This window comes from Catenulispora subtropica (assembly GCF_039531675.1).
Taxonomy (GTDB): Bacteria; Actinomycetota; Actinomycetes; order Streptomycetales; family Catenulisporaceae; genus Catenulispora; species Catenulispora subtropica.
Window position 1 is genome coordinate 56,460 of sequence record NZ_BAAAQM010000007.1, and the last position, 20,440, is coordinate 76,899.

Here is a 20,440-nt window from a genome sequence, read left to right on the forward strand (position 1 = left end):
TCCGGCCCGCGCCAGCGTCAGGCCGCTGTCCTCCGTCCGCGTCGTGATGCCAGCACCCGCAAGACGATGGCGGGCCGCACCAGAGCCTCCGGACGGTCCACCAGCGAGCCCACTCGGATGAAGGCGACCGCCATCCGCACGTCGTGCGCTGCGGCCTCGTGGACGCGCGGCAGGTAGGCGTTGATCATCCGCACGGCGGGCGTGCGGTGCCCGTCCACCTCCGGAAACGCCAGGTCTCCACCCGCGGAGATCTGCCAGGGCGGATCGACGGCCCGGGCGAGTGCGCGGAAGTAGGGTCGCCAGGTCAGCGCCCTCCCGTCGGCCAGCACGGACCGCATCGCCTCGGCCTGCATCGCGGCCGAGGTCATGCCCTGCCCGTAGACGGGGTTGAACGCGCTGACCGCGTCGCCCAGGAGCAGGAACCCGTCGGGGAAGCTGCGCATCCGCTCGAAGCGATGGCGCACGTTCGCCGGGTACTGGAACGGGACCGGGTCGTCCACCGGTTCGGCGTCGCGGACGGCCTCGAAGATGTCGGGGAAGTGGAGGCTGGCCGTGAACGCGTCGAAGGCCCTCGGATCCGTGGGCGGACGGTCCCCGAGCATGCCCGCCAAGGTCAGGCGGGCCAGGCCGTTCTCCTGCTCGGACAGCACCGCGGCCCGCTGGTTCCCGGGAGTCGCGTTGGTCAGGATCAGCTGGTCCTTGCCCATAGCACCGTCCGGCAGCCGGTAGGTGCGCGTCGCGTAGCCCAGGCCGACCCGCACCTTGTCGACCGTCGGCCGGCCGTGCCCCAGCTGTTCCAGCCACAGTGGCGCCCGGGTGCCGCGCCCGGTCGCGTCCACCACCAGATCGGCCTCGACGGTCTCCTCGGCGCCGCCGTCGGCCCGGATCCGCACGCCCGTCACCCGGCGGCCGTTCGCCGTCGCGGCCAGGCCGACGACGTCGCAGCCCTCGACGAGACCGACACCGGTCAGAGCCCGGACCCGGTTGCGGACAAGGCTTTCCAGCAACGGTCGCCCACACAGCAGCGAGTGCAGGCCGACGTCGGTCTGGAGCAGCCGATGGCCGGACAGCAACAGGCGAACCCGGCCCAGGGCGTCCGTCAGCGGGGCTCCGGCGGCCACGGCCTCCGCGAGGAACCCGGGGAACAGGTCGTCCAGGATCGAAGCTCCGCGGGCCAGCAGCACGTGGACATGCCGAGACTGGGGAACGCCCCGCCGGTGCTCGGCTCCGGTCGGGAGGACGTCCCGTTCGACGACGGTGACGCGCTCGAACGACTCGCTGAGGACGCGAGCGGCCAGCAACCCGGCCATGCTCGCGCCCAACACGACGGCGTGGTCGCCCCGGCGATGCGGCACGGCGATCCCCCTTGAACGCGGATGACACGGACAGAACCCTGGGCAGTGTCACCGTCGTCCATCGGATCGGTATCCGTCTTCTTCGAAGATGCCGTCCCGGCCCGGCTACCAGTCCCGGCCGGTGAAGAAGACGTTGAACGGCAGGGCGCTGATGTTCCCGTATCCGTCCCAGCACTGCACCTCGACCGCCTGGTCGCTCCAGTTCACGACGCCGCAGTAACCCGCCTGGTCGCCGTGTGCGACAGCCTGGACGTCTCCCCACCCGGTATACGGGGGCATCGTGACCTTGGTGATCCCCGTGCTCGGGTCGTAGACCTGGGCCATGGTGCCGGTGCCGTAGGTGCTGAAGGCCCAGTCGGCCTGCGGCGTCCCCGTGGTTCCGGCGGCGGCCCAGGCGTAGCTGGACGGCAGGGCGCCGCTCGTGCCGCCGGACTTCGGCCGGTTCGGAGCGTCGAAGAGGTTGCCCTTGCCGACGTAGGTGAGGGTGAACTGCGAGTCTGCCGGCTTGCCGCCCGCGTAGCAGCCGATCGTGGCGGTCGAGCCGTAGGAACCGCTCACCTGGCACGTGACGTTGCCGTTGACGACCCGTTTGGTGGCCGGGTCGTAGGTGATGCCGGCGGCGCTGACCAGGACGCTGTTATACGTCGCGTTGACGACGACCCCGGTCATGGCGACGGTGTATCGGCCGACCCCCGTGCGCACGACCTTGTTGAGCGGCTGATCGACGTTGGTGCTGTACTGAGAACTCGGGTCCGGGGTGTAGGACGCCGCGGTCGGGTTGTTCGCGAACAAGTACCCGTAGTCATAGCCGCTGAAGGCCCTCATGTTGGTGTATGAGGCGGTGAACTGCCGATCGACCGGCTGCCCGGACGGTGTGAAACAACGGACCGCCACCAGTTGGTCGGGACCGTTCGATCGCCACGAGGCGACCTTGCACTGCCCGGTCTGCGGCGGTTCTCCGGGGGCGGCCGGCGCCAGATCGGGACCGTAGGCGGTGACGTGGGCGATGCCGCCCGGCTGCCCGAGTCCGGCGAAGCGCACCACGTAGGAACCGACGTCCACGTGGTCGACCGAGTTGGGGTTCCGGGTGGAGTTGTACTGGTAGGCCGGATCAGCGACCACCCTGTCGCCGGGATCGGCCGCGCAGTCCGCGTCGTAGACGTAGCCGTACCCGACGCCGTCGGCCGTCGGGGCCGGCGGCGGTGGCGTCGGCGTGCCGCCGAACAGATTCTGCCGCTGGATCGCGCAGATGCCCATGTTCGCCGCCGCGGGCGGGGCCTGCACGATCGACCCGGCCAGCAGCGATCCGGCGAATCCGGCCGTCGTCACCACCACCGCGGCCCTGGTCCCGAGCGGGCCGTCGAGCCGTATCCCAGCTCGCAGAGCCCTGATTTTCCACATGCTGCGTCCCCCTGATCGATCGATCCCTTCCGCGCCATAATCACGAAGGGCATCAAACTTTTCTCAAAGCGAAGGACGTGCGGTGAACGAGATCGCTTTGGTGCGGGCGAGTCTGGACGCCGGCGACCACGACCTCGCCGTGCGGCTGCTGTCCTCGCACGGCCAGGACATCCTCGCGCGGGCCGGCATGGCCACCCTCATCGAGCTCCTCGAGCGCGTGCCGGAGAAGCTGTGGACGACCCGGATGCGCCTGGTCCACGCCGAGGCCCTGGCGCTCAACGGCGACGTGGACGGCTCCCGGAGCCGGCTGACGGACCTGGTGGCCGGCCGGGAGCGGATCGAGCCCGGCCTCGCGCGGCGTCTCGGCTACCTCGACTACCGCAACGGCGACGTCCAAGCCGCGTTGGACGTCTACCGCCACGGGCTCCTCGACCAGGAGGACACCGAGGAGGAGGCGCTGTTGCTGGCCTGGATGAGCGTGGCCCACTGGGCGGCGGGACAGATCCAGGAGGCGGTGGACGCCGCCGAGCGCGCGGCGCCCGCCGCCCGCCGGGCCGCGAGCTACCGGGCGGAGATCGCCGCCAACATCGCCCTCGGGTTCACGGCCGAGGCCCGCGGCGTTCCGTCGGCCGAGCAGCATCACTACGAGGTCGTGCTGGAGCTGGCGGAGAAGAACCGCGACGTCATCCAGACCGCGCTGGCCCGCAACAACCGGGCGTCGCGGCTGTTCGGCGAGGGCCGCCTGACCGAGGCGCTGGCCGACGCGCGGGTGGCGATCGAGTCGGCCGAGACGATCGGCCTGGCGGCCATCATGGGCATGGCGTTGTGCAACGCCGGACGCTCGCTGCGCCAACTGGGACGGCTGGACGAGGCCGTGGAGATGTTCGAGCGGGCGATCGCGCTGGAGCACCGGGTCGGGTCAGCCTGGCTCTCCCGGCCGCTCGCGGACATCGGGGACGTGCACCGGCTACGGGGACAGGTGAATCTGGCCCGCGCCGCCTACGAGGAGGCCGCGCGGATCGCCGAGGACCACGGCGACCGCCACGGACTGGTTCCGGCGCTGGCGGGGCTGGCGCTGACCCTCGCCGACCACGACGCGGCCGCCGCTCGCGCCGCCGTCGACCGGGCCCGGCCGCACGCGGTCGGCCCGCCCGAGGCGACCTACCTGGCGGCGGCGGGACACGTCGCCCGCGCCGCCGGCGACCGTGCCGAGGCCGCGGATCTGGCGCAGCGCGCCGCTGCGGCGGCGCGGCTGCATCGAGACCGTTTCGCGCTGGCGTCAGCCCTCGAACTCGTGGCGGTCACCACTGAGGACGCGCGCCTCGCCCGGCAGTCGCTCGAAGAGGCGTGCGGCATCCTGCGCGGTCTCGATGCGCGGATCGACGTCGATGTCCTCGTGGCGCTGTCCGGGACGCTGCCCGACAGCCGGGTGGGGGACCGCACCGCCGCGAAAGCGGCTCGGGACCGCCTCGCGGCCGCCGGGATCCCGGTTCCGGGCCACACGGCCTGGTCCGGCGGAGCGGGGCGGCCGGTGGTCGAGGTGCTCACCCTCGGCCGCTTCGCCGTCGTCATCGACGGGACGCCGGTCCAGAACTCGGTGTGGCAGTCACGCAAGGCGCGTGAGCTGTTCAGACTGCTGCTGGCGCGGCGGGGGAGGCCGGTGCCGCGCGAGGAACTCTGCGTTCTGCTTTGGGGAGACGACGACCTGGAGAAGACGACGCACCGGCTGGCGGTGGCACTGTCGACAGTGCGCTCGGTGCTGGATCCGGACCGTTCGCTGCCGTCGGACTGTTTCATCATCACGGATGCGAGCAGCGTCGCGCTGGACACCAGCCGGCTGATCGTCGACCTGGAACGGTTCCTGGAGGAGGCTGATCACGGGCTCCGCCTGCGCGCGCGTGGCGACGTCGCAGGCGCGCGCGAGGCACTGGTGATCGCGGAGCAACGCTATGGCGGCGACTTCTTGGAGGACGAACCGTATACCGAGGCCGGTACAGCGGTCAGAGCGTTGGCCAGAGCGCGCTATCTGCAAGTGCTGCGTGCGTTGGTCGAGATCTGCCGTGAGGCGGCGGACTTCGAGACCTGCATCCACTACCTGCACCGCATACTCGCCGTCGACCCGTATGACGAACAAGGACACCAGGACCTGATCGCGGTGCTGACGGACGGCGGTTCGCACGGCGAGGCGCGCCGGGCCCGCGACCGCTATCGGCGGGCGATGGCGGAGCTTGATGGTTGAGCCGGCTTTGAAGCGACCTTGAGACCGCTCGAGATGCTGGCGGCAAGCGTCACAGCTCGAACGACAGAGAGGTCGACCATGCTCACCAAGAAGCGCACCTTCCGCACCACCGCCCTCGCCCTCGCCACCGCCGCCACCTTCCTGGCGACCGCCACGACGGCGAGCGCCGCACCGCTGCCGCCCCAGGGACCGAACCCCGACCAGTGGCACTGCACCCCGGCCGGCTTCTACGACGACAGCATCTGCTTGCACCTTAACCAGGTCCTGGGCTGGTGGACCGGCTTCAACGCCGAGTACTTCCGGGGCGACAGCGGGCCGTCCCTGATCACACTGTGGCTCCACTGGGATGGGCCCAACGGTCAGCACGGTGACTTCCCCAACAACACCACCGGTGCGGGCTACGGCTTGTTTCCCGGCGACACGGCTCCGATCGACAGCTGGGCGAGCCTCCCCTCCCGCTCCTGTATCACTGTCAGCGGCACCGTGTTCGACGGGTGGAGGTACTACCCGGTGACGCATCTGTCGGTGTGCCGCAACAACTGAGAGGTCAAGGCTGCTAGTCCGAGAAGTCCTGCGTCATCCACACGTCGCCCTGCGGATCCCGGGTCACGAGGATCCCGATGTGCCGGAAGGACGGGCTCAGGATGTTCTGACGGTGCCCGTCGTCGGGCGCCGTCTCGGCGAGCATCGCGTCGGTGAGGCCGACCGCCATCGAGACGGCACCACCGGCAGACGAAACCGGCCCACCAGACCCGATGTTCTCGCCCGCCGTGCCCCATCGGACCCCCGCCGCCGTCTCCCGCGCACCGAGGGCTGCCTCGCCGGGGCACTGGTGACTCAAGCCGCAGCCGGCGGCCATGGCGCGGTTGTGCGCGGCGGCGCTGGCATCCAGGGCCGGGGTCCGCGTCATGGGCGGCAGGCCGTGGCTGGCGCGGGCATGGTTGATGACGGCGAGGACCTGCTCCTCGGCTGTGGGTGACACGGTCGTCGACTTCGTCGTGGCCGGTGGTGACGGGGTCGTGGCGGCGGTCGTCGCCGCGGCCGACGACGGTGCCGAGGGGCGGGCCACCGTGCCCACGCCCGATTCGACGGCGGCCACGGGCGGCCGGTGGCCGCCGTCCGGCAGGCTCACCATCACTGCCGTACCCGTGGCCGCGACGGCCGTGAGTGCCGCCGCGGTGACCTTGCCCGTGAGGGTATGCAGGCCCAGGTGACCGGCCTTCGGAGCGGCATGTCCAGCCCGGCCCACCGTGGCCGAATGACGCACGGCCACGTCGGCAACATTTCCCGCACCACGGACGCCGACGTGTGCCGTCTGCAACGCCGCCATATGGAGTCCCGACCCCGCGGGCACGGGGACCAGCGCCAGGCCGGCGAGTAGCCGCTCGGCGGGTATGAGCCCGGACGGCGTCACGCCGCAGTCTTCGCAGTCGCGGATGTGGCGGGCGAACCGCTTCCGCCACAGCGGAGTGGGCACACCGTCCCACCGCTCCCCGACCTCCCTGATGCCCCAGCAGCGCGACCGCCTTGCCAGCACCCGCACTATCTGCCGCGCCACTGCCAGCTGGTCCCGCATCCGCGCGATGCGGACCGTGACGTGGTGCCGGTCCAGCCCGACCGCGGCGACCAGTTCGCCGCGCGTCAGCTCCCCGGCCTCGACCAGCCACCACAGGGCGAGCAGTTCGCGGTCGCCCTCGTCGAGCCAGCGGGTGGCCTCGGCGACCTCGCGTCGCTGGCCGGACAGGTGCAACCGGAGCACGGTCTCGTCGACGAAGTCACCGCCGGGGTCGGCGAACTCCGTGATGTCCTCCACCGGGGTGGGACGGGTGCCCTGCACCCGGACGTGGTCCCGCACCTGGTTGATGACCACCGCCACCAACCACGACCGGAAACGCTCGGGATCCCTGAGCCCCGGCAGCCCGCGAACTACCCGCAGCATCGCCTCCTGGACCACGTCGTCCACATCCGCGGCGCGGCGCAGCGCATGGCCGACGATGTTGTAGGCGAGCGGCAGGAACTGCGCCATCAGCGTCTCCAGCGCCTCGGCGTCGCCGGCCCGCGCCGCGACCACGAGCGTGGAGTCGGTGTTGGTTCCCATGCGTGGGGAGACGTGGCGCGCACGGAGGCGGTCACAGAAAAGTCGGCCCGGAAAGTTGTGGCGCTTCACCTGGAGGCGGGGGCTGAGGCCTCGGCCACCTGATCGAGCGTCTCCATGGGAGGCCAAGGTACCGGCGTCCATGAGGGGTGATCGCGGCGCAACCCGATGTAGATCAGGCGTCTATCCCGGCATTCGAAAGTTGGCGGCGTTCCGCCGACCACCGACTTTCGACTCGAAGGAGTACCGTGTCCGACCCTGCCCGGATCGCCGACGATCCGCGCTTCGCTGAACTCAGGGGCGCCTACCGCCGCTTCGTCTTCCCGGTGACCGTGGCCTTCTTGGTCTGGTTCCTGACATATGTGGTCTGCTCTGCCTACGCGCGCGGCTTCATGGCGCACAAGGTGGCTGGGAACGTCAACGTCGCCTTGGTGTTCGGGCTGCTGCAGTTCGTCTCCACGTTCGGTATCGCCGCCGCGTACGCGCGCTTCGCCGGCCGTCGGCTCGACCCGCTGGCCGCGGCGTTGCGGACGTCGGCAGAGGCCGCCGCTCCCGTCGCCGCCGCTCCGGCCGCCCCGACCACCGACATCCGCCTCATCGAGGAATCCGTGTGAACCACCACCTCCTGCTGGCCGCGACCGAGCCGGCCAAGTCCACCAACAAGGCGCTGACCGTCGGCATGTTCGTCGTCCTGGTGCTCGCCACGCTCGGCATCACGTTCTGGGCCCGCCGCAGCACTCGCGGCACCGGCGGCTTCTACACCGCCTCCGGCGAGTTCAACGCCCTGCAGAACGGCATCGCCATCTCCGGCGACTACCTGTCCGCGGCCTCGTTCCTCGGAATCGCCGGCATCATCGCGCTGTCCGGCTACGACGGGTTCCTGTACTCGATCGGGTTCCTGGTCGCCTGGCTGGTGGCCCTGTTGCTGGTCGCCGAATTGCTGCGGAACACCGGTCGTTTCACCATGGCCGACGTGCTCGCCGCGCGGTTGCGCAACGGCCCCATGCGTACCGCCGCCGGCGTGTCCACCATCGTCGTGTCGATCTTCTACCTGATCGCGCAGATGGTCGGCGCCTCGACCATCGTGGGGCAGCTGCTCGGCGTCACGGGCGCCGGTGCGCAGATCTGGACCATCGTCGGGGTCGGCGCCCTGATGATCGTGTACGTGGTGGTCGGCGGTATGAAGGGCACCACCTGGGTGCAGATCGTCAAGGCCGGCCTGCTGATCGCCGGCACGCTGACCATGACGGTGTGGGTGCTGGCGAAGTACGGCTTCAACGTCAGCCACCTGCTCGGCGACGCCGCCGCCCAGTCCGGCAAGAAGGACGCGTTCCTGCAGCCCGGCCAGAAGTACGGGGCCACCGACGGCTGGTCCAAGCTCGACCTGATCAGTCTGGGCGTCGCGCTGGTGCTCGGCACCGCCGCACTCCCGCACGTCCTGGTCCGCTTCTACACGGTTCCGACCGGCCGCGACGCACGCAAGTCGGTGAACTGGGCCATCGGCATCATCGGCGTGTTCTACCTCATGACCCTGGTTCTGGGCTTCGGTGCGGCGGCGATCGTGCACACCGCGGTCATCAAGGAGAAGGACCCGTCCGGCAACACCGCCGCCACCCTCCTCGCCGAACACCTCGGCGGCGGAGCCGGCACCACCGGCGGCTCGATGATGCTGGCGTTCGTGGCCGCGGTCGCCTTCGCCACCATCTTGGCGGTCGTCGCGGGCCTGACCCTGACGTCCTCCTCCTCGTTCGCGCACGACCTCTACGCGAACGTCATCAAGAAGGGCAAGGCCACCGAGCGGCAGGAGCTCTTCACGGCGAAGATCGCCTCGGTGGCGATCGGCGCGGTCGCGATCGTGCTGTCCATCCTCGCGCGCGAGCAGAACGTCGCGTTCCTGGTGGCCCTGGCCTTCGCCATCGCGGCCTCGGCGAACCTGCCCGCGATCCTGTTCACCCTGTTCTGGAAGCGGTTCACCACCTTCGGCGCCAAGTGCGGCATCTACACCGGACTGATCGCCTCGGTCGGCCTGGTGCTGCTCTCGCCGATCTGCTGGGGCGGCGCCACGAGCACGGTGCACGCCGCCAAGCTCAGCGCCAAGCAGGCCGCCGACTGCGGCGTGCCCGTGCAGAGCAAGGAGGTCGGCAACGCCACCGCGCTGTTCTCCTGCACGGCCAAGGCACCGGTGCCGTTGCAGAACCCGGGCCTGATCTCGATCCCGGTCGGCTTCGTGGCGGCGATCGCCGGTACGCTCCTCGGCGGCCGCCGCCGGGACGAGGAGCAGCAGGAGGCTGAGACGTACGAGGCGCTTGAGGTGCGGGCGCTGACCGGCGTCGGCGCGGTCTGAGACGTGTGGGAAGTGGACGGTCGGCAGCAGCCGGCCGTCCACGGCCACGATGGGTCCCTCCGCCGCCATGGCACCCGGCCCGTGGCACCTGGCCCATGGCAACTGAACTCATGGCACCTGACCCCAGGCGGCAATGATTCCGAGCCCTCGACCCGTGTTGATGAGGGAAGCGAGGGAGGAACCTTTGGACACCGAGCACGAACAGGAGTTCCGTGCGTTCGTCGCCGCCAGATCCAGGGCGCTGACGGCGACGGCGTACCTGCTCAGCGGTGACGCGGAGCAGGCCCGCGACATGGTGCAGAGTGCGTTGGCCGCGGCGTGGGTCCGGTGGTCCCGGCTCAACGACCGCGGGCGGGCCGAGGCCTACGTGCGCAAGACCATGTACCACGCCTACGTCGATCGGACGCGGCTGTTCTCCTGGCGGAGGGAGCGCAGCGCGGCCGAAGTGCCGGAGCCCGTGCCCGCCGGTGCCGACATCGCCGACGCCGTGGCCCGCAGTCACGATGTCGCGGCGCTGGTCCGGCGGCTGCCGCGCGGGCAGCGTGCCGTCATCGTCCTGACCTACTACGAGGACAAGTCCGATACCGAATCCGCCGAAGTGCTCGGCGTCAGTGTCTCCACGGTGCGCACCCAGCGTTTCAAAGCCCTGCGTGCTCTCCGCGTCATGGTCCGCGAAGAAGAAGATGAGCGGCTCGCCGACAGCGCGGGCCGGGAGGTGATCGCGTGAACGGCACCGGTCCCACCTACACCGAGGCCGAGCTCCACGCCGGTCTGGCCGCATCCGCCGACGAGGAGGACTTCGACCTGCTGCTGACCGGAATGGCCGATCGCGCCATGACGCAGGGGCGGTCTCTCGCCCGGCGCCGCCGCGCGACCACGGTGGGCGCCTCCCTGGCAGTCCTGGGCCTTGCGGCTTCGGCGGCGTTCTCCCTCCGACCGGGGCATGAGGACGATCAGCCAGCGGTTCCGCCGCCCGCAGGGATCACCACCGTCGGAGCGACGGCCCTGACCGCATACGACGCCACGTGTTTCGACGGCCCAGTGGCACAGCCGTCGCTGACGACGTATGTGTGGGATCCGGTGACGAAGCAGTATGCGAAGACCACAGCGGGTCCCACGATCACCCTGTCCCCGGACGGCAGGCTGGCGCTGCTCCAGACCGGCATCACCACCGATGGGGTCACCAGCTACGCCGTGGCCTCCTGGCCGGATGTGGTGGCGGGGCGGGTTCCGGCCGGTGCGTACCGGCAGGTCCCGGCCCAGGTGTCCCTCAAGTGGACGACCGACAGCACGGGTCTGATCGACGAGGCGGCTGGCCGGAACGCGAGTGACCCCAGCGATGCCTCCATCGACTTCTACAACCCCACCAACCTTGGGAAGACGGCTCGCCCGCTCCCCGCCGCCGTCGTGGACATGATCACGACGCGGCACGCCGGCGGACCGTGGCACGTCATCGACATCTCGGGCACCGTGGTGGACTTCACGGTCACCGTCGTGTCGAAGGACTACAAGCAGCTGCGCGTCATCACCAGCGGGGGGCAGACCATCAGGAACCTGAAACTGCCGAGCGTTCCGAGTCGGCTCGTTCAGAACAGCCCCAGGCTCGCCTTCTCACCCGACGGCCGCTATCTGGCCCTGTGGAACGGCTCCGGCTCGGCCGTCTACGATCTCGCGACCGCGTCGAGCCGCATGGTCTTCCACGTCGAACGCAGCGGTTCAGCCGACGGCGGCAAGCCCGACCCCCAGAACTTCGAGCTCACCGGTTGGACCGCCCACGACCAGCTGTTCGGCGTCGTCCGCTGGTCGACCTCCGGTAGCCAGCAGCGTGACGTCCATCAGGAGATCAGGCTGCTGACGCCCTATGGCGAGGAGGTCGACTCGGTCGAGGTCTCCGTCCCGGGTGACACCAAGCGTGTCTGTTCGCTGTTCACCATGACCATCGGCCCGGCAGAGGACTTCCCGACGGCGACCAAGGTGTAGGGGCAGTGGGGTGTGCGCTCCTGGGATCCGGGAACGCACACCCCGCGTCGCGTCGACGACGACCGACCTACTTGGTGTTCAACGCGGTGTCATCGAGGACGAAGCTGGTGGTGCCTCCGTTCTTGTCGGTCTCGGTGCCGGTGGCCCGCAGCGTGACCGTCTGGCCCGCATAGGCCGAGAGGTCGCTGCTGTGCTGGGTGTAGCCGCTGCCCCGGTTCAGGTTGCTGTAGCTGGCGAGCGTCGTCAGGACGGTGCCGGACGAGTTGAGCAGTTGGACGGTGAAGGTGTCCGGTGTCGCGGTGGTGGTGTTCTCCGTCGAATCGATGTGCAGCCAGTACGACAGGGTCGCGGTGCAGCCGGACGGGATGGTCACCTTCTGCGAGACGGTGTCGGTGTCGGAGCTTCCGTTGCCGTTGAACCAGGCTTCCCAGGAACCCGCGTGGGGAGGCTCGCCGCTGGTGCTGTTGGTGATCGGGTTGAACCCGAGCGTGGAGGCGCCGGTCCAGCCGCTGCCGGTACCGCTCTCGAAGCCGGGATTGACCAGTAGCTGGGCCGCGGTGCAGCCGCCGCCGGTGGTGGGGGTGACGGTCAGGGTGTAGGTGGTGGTGTGGGTGCCGGACGCCGCTGTGCCGGTGACGGTGATCGGGTAGGTGCCGGCCGCGGTCGTGGAGTTCGTCGCGACCGTCAGGGTGGAACTGCCGCCGGAGGTGACCGACGCCGGGGTGAAGGTGACCGTGGAGCCGGCCGGGCCGCCGGTGGCGCTCAGGGCGACGGATTCGGCGCCGCCGGCGGTGACGGCGGTGGAGATGGTGGCGGTCGCGGTGCCGCCGGCGGTGACGGAGGCCGTGGCCGGGCTCGCCGACAGCGAGAAGTCGTTCGACGTCGTCGAGGCCGGGATGAACGTCCACGTCTTCGTGCTGCTGGAGCTGCTGCCCGCCTTGACCTTGCCGGAGGAGTCGTTGATGTACTTCTTGCCGGACTGGATGTCGGTGAACGTCAGGTCCGTGTTGTACGACCACTGCTGACTCGGTCCCGCCGTGCACTTCTGCATCGAGATCTGTGTCGTCGAGTAGTCCGCGCAGAGGTGGTTGATCTGGAGGAACGTGCCGTCGAATGTGAACCGTTGGCCGGCCGCCGCGCTGTCACAGGTCGAGGTCACCAGCAACACCCCGGCTGTCGAGCTGTCGTTCGGATCGGTCATGCACTTCCCGGTCGAGACGTTCTTGTACTGGCCGACGGTGATCGTCGGCTTCGCGCCGCCGTAGCACGCACCGGTGCTCGTGGTGAAGATCGGGGTGGAGGTCACCGTCTCGTTCGACGGCGGGTTGACGATCACCGGCTCCATGGTCGGTGTGCCGTCGGCGTTGTAGTCGGTCAGCGCGTTCTCGCACTCGATGGCGGCGAAGGCGTCGCCTCCCTCGCCGCCGAGCCACAGGTCGAGGTGCCGCAGGCCGGGTCCGCCGTTGGGGCCGTGACCGGTCCAGTCCGAGCTGCATTCGTCGCAGCCGTCCTCCATGATGAAGTACTTGGCGACGCGGGGTACGTAGACGATCGTTCCCGGCGGCTGCTCGCTGGAGTCGGTGGCGAGGGTGATCGGGTCGGCGTAGGTGCCGGTACCGCCGGCGGTCTGGTGGATCTGCGGGTAGGAGATGTCACCGCCCGGCGGGGTGTTGTCCCACCAGCCGTAGAAGGTGAGGAACGTCTGCTCGGTGGTGGCGGATCCTGCGGCCTGGGCCGGGCCCGCGAGCAGACCGAGAGCGGCGCCGAGGCCCAGACAGAGAGCTGCGAGTGCTGTGATCATGCGCCGCGCGGATGGCTTCATAGCTGTTCCCCTTTCGTCGGAAGGGTTGGGGATGCGACGGGGCGGGCGGGCAGGCCGGTGCCCGCGGTTCGCGCTGATGCGTGGGGGCGATCGCCATGGTTGCGCCGGTCCGGCGATCGGGCTTACCGCGTGCCCTGATCCGCGGCGGGGATACGCCGGCGAATCTTTGGTTAGTAACCTTTCCTAACTCAATGGAGGAGAGTAGGTAGCGCCGGCCGGAGCGTCAAGACACGTCATCGCTGTTTCAGGCCTCGAAGATCCTCGCCGGATGGACGACTCCGAGGTATCGACACACGTCCGTGACTGCCTTACATTGTGCAGGCGCCGGTCACATCAATGAACTCAGTTCACATATATGAACGACTTCGGTGAATCGCCACGGGCGGAGCCGTCGAAGTCCTTCGTCGATGAGAGGGCACCATGAGACCTATCTCCACCCTGGGCAGATCACGCCACGTACTCTCCGCGGGCGCGGCACTCGCGATCGCCGGCGCCGCCGCGCTGGTGACGATCGGCTCGTCCGCGCAGGCCAGTGCCACGGACCTCGCCTGCGGGCGCCCCGCGAGCGCGTCGTCGAACTCCGCGACGGCCGGCCACGCCGACGACTGCGCCGCCGGGACCGTCTGGCAGAGCGGCACCACCAAGCCGCAGCAGTGGCAGGTCGACCTCGGCGCCGGCACGATCGTCGACCACGTCACCGTGACCTGGGGCGCCGGCTACGCCACCACCTACAAGATCCGCACGTCCAGCGACGGCTCCACATGGCACACCGTCGTCGGCACGTCCACGGGTCACGGCGGCACCGAGACGCTCACCCTTCCGGCGAACACCACGACCCGGTGGATCCAGCTCTACCTGAGCCAGTACGCGGGAACCGCGGGATTCACCATCGACGAGGTGGCGGTGTACGGCACGCCCGGCACGCCGAGTTCATCGTCGACCTCTTCCACCACGCCGTCGACCACGCCTTCCACGACACCGTCGACCACGCCGTCGACGACCCCCTCCACGACGCCCTCCACGACCCCCTCCACGTCGCCCTCTCCCGGCGGGCACACCTGGAACGTCACCACCGCATCCGGGCTCACAGCCGCCTTGGCCGGCGTGGCCCCCGGCGACACCATCTCGCTGGCCGCCGGCACTTACGACGGAGCGTTCTACGCGACGACGTCGGGCACCTCCAGCAAGCCCATCACGCTGACCGGCCCCCGAACCGCGAAGCTCTCCAACAGCGCGTCGGGGTGCGACCCGAACGTGCCGTCGTCCCCGGCCGGCATCTCCTACTGCGGCTACGGACTGCACCTGAACGGCGTGTCCTACTGGCACCTGTCCGGATTCGCCGTCACGGGCTCGGCCAAGGGCATCGTGCTCGACCGGTCCAGCAACAACATCCTGGACGGCGTCGAGGTCTCGGACACCGGTGACGAGGGCGTGCACTTCCGGACCGACAGCTCCGACAACCTGATCGAGAACTCGTCGATCCACGACACCGGCCGCGTCCAACCGGGCTACGGCGAGGGCCTGTACCTCGGTTCGGCGCAGAGCAACTGGCCCAAGTACGGCGAGAACGGCGGCACCGGCCAGGACCGCAGCAACAACAACCGGGCGGTCGGCAACGCCTTCGGTCCGGGCATCGCCGCGGAGCACATCGACATCAAGGAAGGCACCACCGGCGGTCTGGTCCAGGGCAACACCTTCACCGGCGGCGTCTCGGGCGAGAACAGCGCCGACTCGTGGGTGGACGTCAAGGGCAGCGACTACACGCTGACCGGCAACCACGGCAGCTACGGCAGCGGCGGCGTCCTGGCCGACGGGTACCAGGTGCACCAGATCGTCGCGCCGTTCGGCTGCGGAAACGTCTGGAAGGACAACGACTCGGACCTCGGGGGAGTCGGCGGCTACGCCGTCAACGTCACCGACCAGTCCCGCTGCACCGCTGATCCGAACGTGGTCTACAGCAGCAACACGGTGACGCGCGCGGTGACCGGGCTCACCAACATCACGGTGACCGCCGGCGGGTGACCGTACCGTCCGGCTGCGTGCCGCGTTCTCAGGCCTCTGCCCTGGGAGCGCGGCACGACGGTGAACGGGCCGAGGTGAAGCCGTGATCGCTGAACAGGATTCGGCGGCGTGTCCTACAGTTGGTGCGGTCTTCACGAGGGGGTTGAGAAGCCGTGGATACTTGCCCGAACTGCGGGAGCGAGCTGCCGATCATGGGAGGCGGAGCGTTCTGCACGCATTGCGGCGCGAGGGTGCGTTCCGGTGCCTCGGATGCGGCGCAGGACGAGACGATGGTGCTCGCCGCGGTGCGGCCCCATGTGGCGAGTGCCACGTACCACCAGCCGGCCGACAGCGGCTGGCCGGGCGAGACGCCGCACACGGTCGCCGACTTCGACGGCGGCAGCCCTTACCGGGACGCGTATTACGACGCTCCGGCCGGCCCCCGGGCCAATCTCGGTGTGGTGATCGCCGTCGGGGTCGCGGTCGTCGCGGCGGTGGTCGTCGGCGTCTCCCTGGTCACGCTCGGAGGCGGCGGCGAGTCGCCGGCCGCTGCCCCGCCCCCGCAGGGGGCGACCGAGGTCGTCACGCCGACGAACCCGGTGACGACGTCGCCGACGGCCGAGGCGTCCAGCCCCTCGGAGGCCCCGAGCAGCTCGACGAGTGCCACCACGTCCGCGGCTCCGCACGCGGCCCCGATCATCGGAGCCGGGAGCGCCAAGTGCATGGACATCCCGGGCGCTCACAACGCCGACGGATCCCAGCTGGATCTGTTCACCTGCAACGGGACCGCCGCCCAGGCGTGGACCTACAACGGCGACGGAACGGTCCGGGCCATGGGGAAATGTCTGGACGTTCGGGGCGCCGATCGGCGTGACAAGACCGCGGTGCAGGTCTTCACCTGCAATGGCACCGCCGCGCAACGGTGGAGTTACGATCCGCGCACCGGGGAGCTCAAGACGCTGGGCAAGTGCCTGGACGCTTCCGGCGCGAGCACCGCCGACAACACTCCGCTGATCCTCTATACCTGCAACAAGGGCACGAATCAGCAATGGCACATAGCTTCGCTGTCCTGAACTGCGGAACGAGCGTAACACCCTGCCATGCCGACCGAAAAAGGTATGGAACCGGACAACAGTCGTCCTTGAGCCACATATAAGAACAGGTCGGATGGTTCGGGCGGATGCTGGGTCCGGACTCAAACCCCGGGGGTCAAGAGCTCGCCGTCTGGGCATATGCTTCTGCCCGTTGGCAGCAGCCGTCTCGACTTGCATTGGTGTCGGAGCTCAATGACCGCAGCGCTCTCCCACGACTCGGTGGCGGCAGGCCGGCGTACGCCGCACCTGCCGTTGATCATGATGTACCACTCGGTGGGTGTCCGCCCGTACGACCCGCACAACCTCGCGGTGACCCCGGAGCGGTTCGAAGAACAGATGGCGACGCTGAGCCGGCGCGGGCTGCGCGGTGTCTCCGTCGCCGAACTCCTCGCCGCGCGAGCCGCCGGGTCGGCGCGGGGCCTGATCGGCCTCACCTTCGACGACGGGTACACCGACGTTGTCGAGAACGCGCTCCCGATCCTGCAGCGTTTCGGCTTCTCCGGGACGTTCTACGTTCTGGCCGGCCGGATCGGCGGGGCGAACGAGTGGGACGAGGGCACTCCGTGGCCGCTGGTGGACGAGACGGGGATCCGGCGTTGGGCTGACGCCGGGTTCGAGGTCGGGTCGCACGGCACGATGCACACGGCTCTGGCCGGCGCCGCCCCGGAGGTGCTGCGCAGCGAGGTCGCGGACAGCCGCGAGAAGCTGTCCGAGATCATCGGGAAGCCGCCGAGCGGCTACTGCTACGCCTACGGGTCGATGGACGCCGCGGCCCGCACGGCGGTCGCCGAGGCCGGCTACGACTACGGGTGCGCCGTCGTATCCCGGTTGTCCTTGGGGCGGCACGCTCTGCCCCGGATCTGGATCGGCCAAGTGCACACGTCCAAACATATTCTCAAAATGCTCTACACATACCGGCTCCATCGACGGATCTCCGGGCGGAATGCCCTATGATTTCGAGGCCGCACGCCACCGACGGCCCGGCGCCCCCGACAAGTTCCACCGCTCGTGACAGGGCTCGTAGTTCTTGTCTTCCGGTGCCCCTTGAATACGTGCACGACGCGTAACCCTGCCGTACACCTTTCGCCACTGGCCGATTCCGGCCACAGGGCCGAAGGAGCAACCGCCAGACCGTTCCGTTGGGGGGACTCGAATGCGATCGTTGTCGGTCGTGATACCGGCTTATAACGAGGCCGAGAACATAGAAGCCGTCATAGCTTCGATACCGGTTTCGGAGTTGGCCGATCTCGGCTGGTCGACGGAGATCGTCGTCGTGGACAACAACTCCAGCGACGGGACCGGGGAGCTGGCGCGGGCCTGCGGCGCCCGGGTCGTGTTCCAGCCCGAGAAGGGCTACGGCAACGCCTACAAGGCCGGCTTCGCCGCCGCCCAGGGCGACGTGATCGCCTCCGGCGACGCCGACCGGACCTACCCGTTCGACCACCTCCCGGAGCTCCTCGCCGAGCTGGAGAGCTCCGGCGCGGACTTCCTGACCACCGACCGCCTGCACTCGGCCAACCTGGGCGCCATGAAGCACTCCCACTTCTGGGCCAACCACGTCCTGAGCTTCGTCAGCCGCCTCATCTTCCGCCACGGCATCCGGGACTCCCAGTCGGGAATGTGGATCTTCCACCGCCACGTCTGGGCCGGCGTGGACGTCCGCTCCCCGGGCATGGCCTTCTCCCAGGAGATCAAGAACGCGGCGGTCCTCGCGGGATATAAAGTGACGGAGACTCACATCGAGTACCGGGTGCGCGGCGGCGATGTGAAGCTCAACTCGGTCCGCGACGGAGTCCGGAACCTGGCTCACCTGATCGGCCACCGGATCCGGCACGACAGCCCGGCGACCGGCGGCTCGTACCAGGTCCAGGACGCCCCCGTCCGGTCCGAGGTCCATCGCACCCGGTTCCCAGCGATGCGTTCGGCGAACGCGTCAGAGGCAGAAGGAGCAACACCGGGATGCCAGACCGGCAGCGGCACGGCCGCCTGAGCGACGCGTTCGCCCGGCTGTTCGCGGCCCGGTCCCCGAAGTCCCCGGCCGCGGGACAGGCCGGCGCCGCCGTCCCGGGAGACGGACACCGGGCACCGGGACGTCCCTACGAACCCGTTTCCCACGAACCGGTTTTTGACGAACCAGGTACCCACGAGCCCTTCTTCCACGACCCGCGATCCGGTGGCCGGAGCCCTGTGGCCGGGCCGGGCGAACCGATCTGGCCGGGCGACCCCCGGGCCGGAACAGCGGAGTCGAGGCGGCAGGCCTGGCAGCTCGCTGCTCAGCAGAGCCACGAGCCGGACCGTCCGGACCCGATGGCCGACACCACACAGTTGAGCCCGCTGACAATGCCGCGGCAGACCGCGGAGCCGGCAGCTCCGGGCTACGGTCCTGACACCGGCCTGGTCGACACCACCGACGCCCAAGCCAGCGCTCATGCCGCCGCCGATGCTGCGGCCGCTGCCGTCGATGCGCCCACCCGTTCGGGGTCCGTCCGTTCCTTCCTCGTGCAGAAGCGCCGACGCCTTGCGGCGGGCGCGGCGGGCGTCGCCGCCGTCGGCGTGCTGCTCACGCTGCCGCCGGTCCGCGCCGAGCTGCGGGACTCGTTCACGAGGACGCCGCAGCCGTACACGGCTCTCTACTTCACAACACCGCCTCAGGTCGACGGCACCGTACTGACCGTGCCGGTGAGCGTGCACGCCGTCGAAACCGGCACGGACGCCTATAGCGTCCGGGTCTGGACGGTCGACGCCAAGGGCAACGTCGACGACAGCCGCAGTTCCGTCCTCACCTGGGACGGCCAAGCGATCAGCGCTGTCGTCAGCATGCCCGTCAACCCAGCGGCCGAATACGTGTGGGTCGCCCTCAACGGCAGCGACCAAACCCTCCACTACAGGATCGCGGTGGCATGACCGAGCAGAGTTCTCCTGAGCACATCCCCCCCGTCGGTTCCGTCGCCGGCTCCGCGTCGGGCAAGCGCCGACGCGTCGTTCAGGTCACTCCGAACTACCCGCCGCTGCTCGGCGGTCTGGAGCAGGTCGTCCAGATCCTGGCCACTCGGCTCGCGGCCCGGAACGACGTCAGCGTGGTCACCACCGACAACGGGGCCGACGGCGCGCCGCGCCAGGCGGTTGAAGAGGGCGGCGTCCAAGTCCGGCGGCACCGTGCGCTGACCGTCGCGCATACACCACTCGCCCCCGGCATGTTCGGCTCACTGCTGCGGATCCGGCGTGGCACCGTGGTCCATCTGCACTGTGCGGCGGCGGTGGTGCCGGAGCAGGTCTGGCTCACTGCGCGGCTGCGCGGCCTGCGGTACATCCTGCACTTCCACATGGAGGTCGACGCCTCGGGACCGCTCGGCCGTCTGCTCCCGTTCTACAAGAAGCACCTGTTCGGCCGAGTTGTCCGGAGCGCGGCCGGCGTCATCGTGCTCACCGAGTCGCAGCGCGACTTCCTGGCCGAGCGGTACGGCGCGGACCGGGCGAAGATCTACGTGGTCCCCAACGGCGTCGCCGACGAGTATTTCCTGCCGCCGCGCGCTCCGAGTGTGGAGCCGGCAGTGGGTTCGGGACCCGACCCGCTGCGGCTGCTGTTCGTCGGCCGACTGGGCACCCAGAAGAACGTGGCCCGGCTTCTCGACGCGATGGCGAAGGTCACCGAACCGGTACGGCTGCGGCTTGTCGGCGACGGCGACCTGGGCCCGGCCCTCCGGGAGCAGGCGACGCGGCTCGGGCTGGACGATCGCGTGGAGTTCGCCGGGCGCAAGCACGGCGAGGACCTGATCAAGGAGTACGCGGACGCCGAGCTGTTTGTCCTTCCGTCGGACCGCGAGGGCATGGCGCTGGTGGTGCTGGAGGCCATGGCCGCCGGGCTGCCGGTGCTGGCGACCGCGGTGCCCGGCAACATCGAGACGGTCGAGGGCGCCGGCCTGCTCGTCCCGCCGACGCCGCAGGACCTGGCCGCCGCGATCGACAACCTTGCCCGGGATCGCTCGGCGCTGGCCGCCCTGGCGGCGACGGGCTCCGCGCGGGTCATCGGCAGTCGCTGGGACCACGTGGTCTCAGCGATCGAGGACGTCTACGAGCAGGTGGGATTCTGAACACCGAGAGGATTCTGA

16 protein-coding genes are annotated in these 20,440 nt (G+C 69.7%); 12 read left to right on the forward strand and 4 right to left on the reverse strand.

Annotation, left to right across the window (positions count from 1 at the left end):
* Positions 1-17 precede the first annotated feature (17 nt).
* Together ABD466_RS08655 and ABD466_RS08660 are read right to left on the reverse strand one after the other, a co-directional pair.
* The gene (locus ABD466_RS08655; RefSeq protein ID WP_344656436.1) at positions 18-1,355 is read right to left on the reverse strand and encodes an FAD-dependent oxidoreductase; all 1,338 of its coding nucleotides are present in this window, start codon (positions 1,353-1,355) and stop codon (positions 18-20) included.
* Positions 1,356-1,460: 105 nt separating this feature from the next.
* Positions 1,461-2,756, reverse strand: a complete 1,296-nt coding sequence (locus ABD466_RS08660; protein WP_344656437.1) for a hypothetical protein — start codon at positions 2,754-2,756, stop codon at positions 1,461-1,463.
* Between the two features lie 82 nt (positions 2,757-2,838).
* On the opposite strand from ABD466_RS08660, the gene ABD466_RS08665 reads away from it, so the two are divergent.
* Both ABD466_RS08665 and ABD466_RS08670 read left to right on the forward strand, forming a co-directional pair.
* Positions 2,839-4,995: an AfsR/SARP family transcriptional regulator gene (locus ABD466_RS08665; RefSeq protein WP_344656438.1), complete on the forward strand. Its 2,157-nt coding sequence runs from the start codon at positions 2,839-2,841 to the stop codon at positions 4,993-4,995.
* Positions 4,996-5,073: 78 nt separating this feature from the next.
* Positions 5,074-5,538, forward strand: a complete 465-nt coding sequence (locus tag ABD466_RS08670) for a hypothetical protein (RefSeq protein WP_344656439.1) — start codon at positions 5,074-5,076, stop codon at positions 5,536-5,538.
* Between the two features lie 13 nt (positions 5,539-5,551).
* Here the strand turns inward: ABD466_RS08670 and ABD466_RS08675 are convergent, their stop codons facing one another.
* Positions 5,552-7,093 carry a sigma-70 family RNA polymerase sigma factor gene (locus ABD466_RS08675; protein WP_344656440.1) on the reverse strand — a complete coding sequence of 514 codons (1,542 nt, stop codon included), beginning with the start codon at positions 7,091-7,093 and terminating at the stop codon, positions 5,552-5,554.
* 245 nt (positions 7,094-7,338) lie between these two features.
* Here ABD466_RS08675 and ABD466_RS08680 point away from each other — a divergent pair, with 245 nt between their 5' ends.
* From ABD466_RS08680 to ABD466_RS08695, 4 genes are all read left to right on the forward strand, one after another.
* Complete coding sequence (locus ABD466_RS08680; RefSeq protein WP_344656441.1) at positions 7,339-7,704, forward strand: DUF485 domain-containing protein; 366 nt, start codon at positions 7,339-7,341, stop codon at positions 7,702-7,704.
* Between the two features lie 65 nt (positions 7,705-7,769).
* Positions 7,770-9,434 (forward strand): solute symporter family protein, encoded by a 1,665-nt coding sequence (locus ABD466_RS08685; protein ID WP_344656527.1) that lies wholly within the window; start codon positions 7,770-7,772, stop codon positions 9,432-9,434.
* 184 nt (positions 9,435-9,618) lie between these two features.
* Positions 9,619-10,161: a SigE family RNA polymerase sigma factor gene (locus ABD466_RS08690; RefSeq protein WP_344656442.1), complete on the forward strand. Its 543-nt coding sequence runs from the start codon at positions 9,619-9,621 to the stop codon at positions 10,159-10,161.
* Complete coding sequence (locus ABD466_RS08695) at positions 10,158-11,414, forward strand: hypothetical protein (RefSeq protein WP_344656443.1); 1,257 nt, start codon at positions 10,158-10,160, stop codon at positions 11,412-11,414. The genes ABD466_RS08690 and ABD466_RS08695 overlap by 4 nt, the downstream gene beginning before the upstream one ends.
* 67 nt (positions 11,415-11,481) lie before the next feature.
* Here the strand turns inward: ABD466_RS08695 and ABD466_RS08700 are convergent, their stop codons facing one another.
* Positions 11,482-13,236, reverse strand: a complete 1,755-nt coding sequence (locus tag ABD466_RS08700; protein ID WP_344656444.1) for a ricin-type beta-trefoil lectin domain protein — start codon at positions 13,234-13,236, stop codon at positions 11,482-11,484.
* Between the two features lie 420 nt (positions 13,237-13,656).
* On the opposite strand from ABD466_RS08700, the gene ABD466_RS08705 reads away from it, so the two are divergent.
* From ABD466_RS08705 to ABD466_RS08730, 6 genes are all read left to right on the forward strand, one after another.
* Positions 13,657-15,258 carry a discoidin domain-containing protein gene (locus ABD466_RS08705; RefSeq protein ID WP_344656445.1) on the forward strand — a complete coding sequence of 534 codons (1,602 nt, stop codon included), beginning with the start codon at positions 13,657-13,659 and terminating at the stop codon, positions 15,256-15,258.
* 230 nt (positions 15,259-15,488) lie between these two features.
* Positions 15,489-16,310, forward strand: coding sequence for a ricin-type beta-trefoil lectin domain protein (locus ABD466_RS08710; protein ID WP_344656446.1), 822 nt, complete (start codon positions 15,489-15,491; stop codon positions 16,308-16,310).
* A gap of 213 nt (positions 16,311-16,523) precedes the next feature.
* Positions 16,524-17,285 (forward strand): polysaccharide deacetylase family protein, encoded by a 762-nt coding sequence (locus tag ABD466_RS08715; RefSeq protein WP_344656447.1) that lies wholly within the window; start codon positions 16,524-16,526, stop codon positions 17,283-17,285.
* Positions 17,286-17,484: 199 nt separating this feature from the next.
* Positions 17,485-18,321 carry a glycosyltransferase family 2 protein gene (locus tag ABD466_RS08720; RefSeq protein WP_344656448.1) on the forward strand — a complete coding sequence of 279 codons (837 nt, stop codon included), beginning with the start codon at positions 17,485-17,487 and terminating at the stop codon, positions 18,319-18,321.
* The gene (locus ABD466_RS08725; protein WP_344656449.1) at positions 18,291-19,235 is read left to right on the forward strand and encodes a hypothetical protein; all 945 of its coding nucleotides are present in this window, start codon (positions 18,291-18,293) and stop codon (positions 19,233-19,235) included. Before ABD466_RS08720 ends, ABD466_RS08725 begins: the two co-directional genes overlap by 31 nt.
* Positions 19,232-20,422 carry a glycosyltransferase family 4 protein gene (locus ABD466_RS08730; RefSeq protein WP_344656450.1) on the forward strand — a complete coding sequence of 397 codons (1,191 nt, stop codon included), beginning with the start codon at positions 19,232-19,234 and terminating at the stop codon, positions 20,420-20,422. Before ABD466_RS08725 ends, ABD466_RS08730 begins: the two co-directional genes overlap by 4 nt.
* The last annotated feature ends 18 nt before the right edge of the window (positions 20,423-20,440 follow it).